This is a genomic window from Shewanella sp. 5_MG-2023 (assembly GCF_030547465.1).
In the GTDB taxonomy this organism is placed as follows: domain Bacteria; phylum Pseudomonadota; class Gammaproteobacteria; order Enterobacterales; family Shewanellaceae; genus Shewanella.
This window is the reverse complement of record NZ_JAUORC010000054.1, coordinates 1-4,894: the sequence shown is the minus strand read 5'-3', so window position 1 is coordinate 4,894 and position 4,894 is coordinate 1. Positions and strand designations below refer to the sequence as shown.

Below are 4,894 nucleotides of genomic sequence, written 5' to 3'. Positions count from 1 at the left end.
AACATCGCCAAGCGCCTAATATCTCTCATAAGAGAGTCGATAAAGCCCTGACTTAACAGTTAGGGCTTTTTTCGTTTGGGGCAAAAAGAATAAATCCTAATGCTGATAACTTGAGTCATCAGCTGCTAGATAATATCGTGAGCGGTGAGGTTGAGCGATTACCCATGTGAAACTAGGGTGTAATGTCTGTATAAAGCAACGCTTTATACAGACATGAAACGCGAAATATTTATCCGCAGCTGAACATCGCAAGCGCCTAATTTCTCTCGTAAGAGAGTCGATAAAGTCCTGATTTAACAGTTAGGGCTTTTTTGTATTTGGGGAAGAAGAATAAATCCTAACGCAGATTACTTGAGTCATTTACTGCTACATATCGGCGTGAGCTGCGAATCTGGGCGAATGCCCATGTGAAAGTAGATTACCGCCAAGCGCCTAATATCACTCATTAAAGAGTCGATAGAGCCCTGACTTAATAGTCAGGGCTCTATCCGTTTTCGGGGAAAGTGAAATATGTACTAACCATGAGAGCTTGAATCATCACCTGCTAGATAATATTGTTCGGTGAAAGTGGGAAAATGTTCATGACAAAGCAGACCTTAATGCTGATCTAAATTCAGCAAGGCTTTATAGCGACTCTACACAGATATAAAGTACGAAGGGTTTATTTGTTGATCAACATCAACAAGCGTCTAATCAGTATCAAGCCCGATATTATGTAGCGGGCTTTTTCATTTCTGGCTTTCAATATATATGTCTATGGATATTATTTTAATAGAAGACAAATTAAGCTCCCGGTGCTCAATAGGCAAAGTTTTATAGGTTTTTTAGAGATATTGATATGACACGAGTAGTGCTAAGACGTTTTGATATAAAAACCTACGGGATGTAGTAATTTATTAATCAAAAGAGACTTATTTCGCCATTTGTATATATCTTAAGTACAATAGTGTTCATTATTTTTCGTTAGAACTATGCCTTTATGCCTGTAAGTTTAGCTCCCCATAATACCTTGGCCTTAACACAATGTTGCGACGCTATTGTTGAAGTTGACTCAAAAAAACAACTGATTTCAGTCGTTTCTAAGCTTGTCAGTGAATCTAAGCCTATGTTGATCTTAGGCGGTGGCAGTAATGTTGTATTTACCGATGATTTCAATGGCACCATTATAAAAGTGCTTACAAAAGGAATTAAGGTCGTTGAAGATGAGTTTAATTTCATCTTATCAGTTCAAGCAGGTGAAAATTGGCATGATTTTGTTGAATACTGTTTAGAAAATGGCATTAACGGCTTAGAGAATCTAGCGTTAATTCCAGGCACAGTTGGCGCCGCGCCTATTCAAAATATTGGTGCTTACGGTGTAGAAATCGATAATTTCTGCTCTCAAGTAGAATACTATGACTATACGACATCTCAGTTGATAACCCTTGATGCAGATCAGTGCCAGTTTGGTTACCGAGATTCAATTTTTAAACACCAGCTTAAGGATAAGGCTGTCATCACCGAGGTTGAATTTAGATTACCTAAGTTGTGGGCGCCTAATCTTGAATATGGACCACTAAAACACTTACAGGATGACAGTGTTAGCGCACAAATAATATTTGAAACAGTATGTGATGTGAGGCAACGTAAATTACCGGATCCTAAGGTACTTGGTAATGTTGGTAGTTTCTTCAAAAACCCGATTATTTCAGCTAAGCAGTATCTTGAGTTATTAACCGAATTTAGTGATCTTGTCGGCTACGCGCAAACTGACGGCACGATTAAAATTGCCGCAGGTTGGTTAATTGATGAAGCTAATTTAAAAGGCTTTACAGTAGGCCGTGCTGCCGTGCATACCAAGCAAGCACTAGTGCTCGTTAACCTCGGTGGGGCAACGGGTAATGATATTTGTCAATTAGCTCATGCGGTGATGAATAAAGTTTACGATAAATTTAATATAAATTTAGAACCGGAACCAAGAATTATTGGCCCAGAAGGCGAGGTAGATATCTGATATGAATGGTCATTGGGTTAAAAAGAAACAGATCCTAGCTTTGCTTGATCATAGTGATTATGTCTCTGGTGAGCAAATTGCTCAAAAAGTGGGTTTATCACGCACCGCGGTAAACAACCACATCAGCCAGTTACTTGATTATGGCGTAGATATATACAGTGTTAAAGGCAAAGGCTATAAGTTATCTAACCCATTACCATTATTTGATGAGGCAAAACTATTGGCTGCAATAGATAATCGTTGCTTTTATTTTGATGACATTAACAGCACCAATGCCTTTATGTTGCAACACGCTGACGAATTGAAAACAGGTGATATTTGTATCGCTGAATATCAATCTGCAGGTAGGGGGAGGCGAGGACGTAATTGGGTATCTCCCTATGGGCACCATGTTTATGCTTCAATTTTTTGGCGCTTAAATCAAGGTATGAATGCAGCAATGGGCTTAAGCTTAATTGTTGGCTGCTCTATTGTAAAAACCTTAGAGAAATATGGTGTAGAAAATTTAGGCTTAAAATGGCCCAATGATATTTATAAAGATAATAAAAAATTAGCAGGCATTTTAATTGAATTGTCTGGCCATTCCTTGGATGAATGTAATTTAGTGATCGGTTTTGGCATTAACATGAGTATGTCTAATAAGCATGCTGAAGCTATTGATCAACCATGGAGTGACTTGAGTGCTTTAGCGGAGATGCCAAATAAAACTGATTTAATGATTGATTTACATCAACAACTTAAATCAGATTTACGCCTATTTGAATTACAAGGCTTAACGCCTTTTATACCGCAATGGGAAAAACATGATTTATTCATTCATAAAGAAGTGGATTTGATCATGGCACCTCATTCTCTATCGGGGATCTGTCGAGGAATTGATCAACAAGGCGCTATTTTATTGGAGATTAATGGCAACATTACATCTCACATTGGTGGCGAAATTAGCTTGAGGGCATCTGCCAAATAACCGTATTTATTTACGTAAAAGCACTTGGTCTACAAGGTGGTTCTGGGCTTTTTTTAAAATGAGGTTAGCGCGGGCACGACTGGGTTTGATGTTTGACTGTAAATTGGGGCCGTTAATTGTGTCCCAAATATTCGCTGCCGTAGCATTCGCTTCTTCATCAGACAGTGTCGAATAGTGATGGAAAAACGACTCAGGATCACTGAAAGCCCCTTGTCGGAATTTCAAAAAGCGTTGCTGGTACCAGTGTTTTAACAGTGACTCTTCAGCATCGACATAGATAGAGAAGTCGACATAATCTGACAAAAAGGTACTTTTATGATCAGGTGATGGATCTAATGATGTCTGTAATACATTAAGGCCTTCGATAATCAAAATATCGGGCTGATTAATTTCTTGGACACTATCCGTTAACCTATCGTAGCTGACATGAGAATATAACGGTGCCGATACGGATTCATCGCCAGCTTTAATGCTGGAAATAAAATCAATCAACATTTTCATGTCGTAACTTTCAGGAAAACCTTTGCGCTTAAGCAAATTACGTTGTTTAAGTTCTGCTAACGGGTATAAGAAGCCATCGGTGGTGACTAATTCGACTTTTGGGTGCTCTGACCAGCGTTGTAATAATGTTTGCAAAATACGTGCAGTGGTACTCTTACCGACTGCAACACTGCCTGAGATACTAATGATGTAAGGTGTTTTTGTCGGTTTATGACTTAAGAACTGATCAAGCACTTCACTGCGTTGATGTTTGGCACTGATAATCAGGTTGAGTAGGCGACTTAAGGGCAAATAAATATCCGTCACTTCATCGAGTGACAGTTGCTCATTCATGCCTCGAAGGTTTTCTAATTCTTCTTGGCTTAGTGTTAAAGGCACCGAATTACGTAATTCAGACCATTGTTGGCGCTGAAAAGAAAAATAAAGTGCTTGCTGAGATAATTTATTTGATGTCATAACGTCCTTTCCTTAGATCAGGCACAGTACACCAACAATATATATTGAACAATAGAAAATGCATTGATAGTTTTAGCAATAGTTTAAATCGAGGTATTTTTGAACGCAGTTGTTAAATTGAGCCTAAAAAAGCGACATTTAAGACTTTTTTTATCTTTTTTATGCTTTTGCTATTGCACTTGTGCCGACATTTACCTAATATCCGTTTCCGAAATGATTAGCCGGCATAGCTCAGTTGGTAGAGCAACTGACTTGTAATCAGTAGGTCCCGAGTTCGACTCTTGGTGCCGGCACCATTTTTCTGGAGGGGTTCCCGAGTGGCCAAAGGGATCAGACTGTAAATCTGACGGCTCAGCCTTCGAAGGTTCGAATCCTTCTCCCTCCACCATTTTTAAAGGTAGTTAGGTAGCCTTAAACAGGTTGCGCGGATGTCGTATAATGGTATTACTCCAGCCTTCCAAGCTGATAACGCGGGTTCGATTCCCGCCATCCGCTCCAAATTGCTGAACGACTTGATTGCTTAATATCTCTGTCAGAGTTATTAAGTCAATCAAATCCTTTAAATCAGCACGTCCTGTCTTATGCTAAACTAATCTCCTAAACTAATCGATTCGATGTCATTCAATGCATCGGATTTTTTCTATATGTGTTTTCATTACCAAGACTCTGGGTTGAGGCAATATCATGGCTAAAGAAAAATTTGAACGTAGTAAACCACACGTAAACGTGGGTACAATTGGTCACGTTGACCATGGTAAAACAACTCTTACAGCAGCTATTTCAGCTGTATTGTCAAAAGTATATGGTGGTGAAGTTAAAGATTTCGCACAAATCGATAACGCTCCAGAAGAACGTGAGCGCGGTATTACAATTAATACTTCTCACATCGAATATGACACTCCATCTCGTCACTACGCACACGTAGATTGTCCTGGTCACGCCGATTATGTTAAAAACATGATTACTGGTGCTGCACA

The 4,894-nt window shown here is 39.1% G+C and carries 4 protein-coding genes and 3 tRNA genes; 6 read left to right on the top strand and 1 reads right to left on the bottom strand.

Translation table 11 applies throughout. The features are described from left to right. The first annotated feature begins 979 nt into the window (after positions 1-979). Together murB and birA are read left to right on the top strand one after the other, a co-directional pair. Entirely contained in the window at positions 980-1,993 is a 1,014-nt protein-coding gene (gene murB, locus Q4557_RS19440) for a UDP-N-acetylmuramate dehydrogenase (RefSeq protein WP_303414944.1), read from the top strand. Between the two features lies 1 nt (position 1,994). Then, a complete protein-coding gene (gene birA / locus Q4557_RS19435; RefSeq protein WP_102436322.1) occupies positions 1,995-2,960 on the top strand; it encodes a bifunctional biotin--[acetyl-CoA-carboxylase] ligase/biotin operon repressor BirA in 966 nt (321 codons plus the stop codon). A 6-nt stretch (positions 2,961-2,966) separates the two neighbouring features. Here the strand turns inward: birA and coaA are convergent, their stop codons facing one another. Beyond that, positions 2,967-3,917 carry a type I pantothenate kinase gene (coaA, locus tag Q4557_RS19430; RefSeq protein WP_102436324.1) on the bottom strand — a complete coding sequence of 317 codons (951 nt, stop codon included), beginning with the start codon at positions 3,915-3,917 and terminating at the stop codon, positions 2,967-2,969. A gap of 220 nt (positions 3,918-4,137) precedes the next feature. Here coaA and Q4557_RS19425 point away from each other — a divergent pair. The 4 genes from Q4557_RS19425 to Q4557_RS19410 form a co-directional block, all read left to right on the top strand. Beyond that, positions 4,138-4,213: transfer RNA gene (locus tag Q4557_RS19425), tRNA-Thr, on the top strand. A 7-nt stretch (positions 4,214-4,220) separates the two neighbouring features. Continuing rightward, a tRNA-Tyr gene (locus Q4557_RS19420) sits at positions 4,221-4,305 on the top strand. 36 nt (positions 4,306-4,341) lie between these two features. Continuing rightward, a tRNA-Gly gene (locus tag Q4557_RS19415) sits at positions 4,342-4,415 on the top strand. 186 nt (positions 4,416-4,601) lie between these two features. Next, the coding region (locus Q4557_RS19410) for a GTP-binding protein (protein ID WP_303414822.1) at positions 4,602-4,894 on the top strand (293 nt) is incomplete at its 3' end.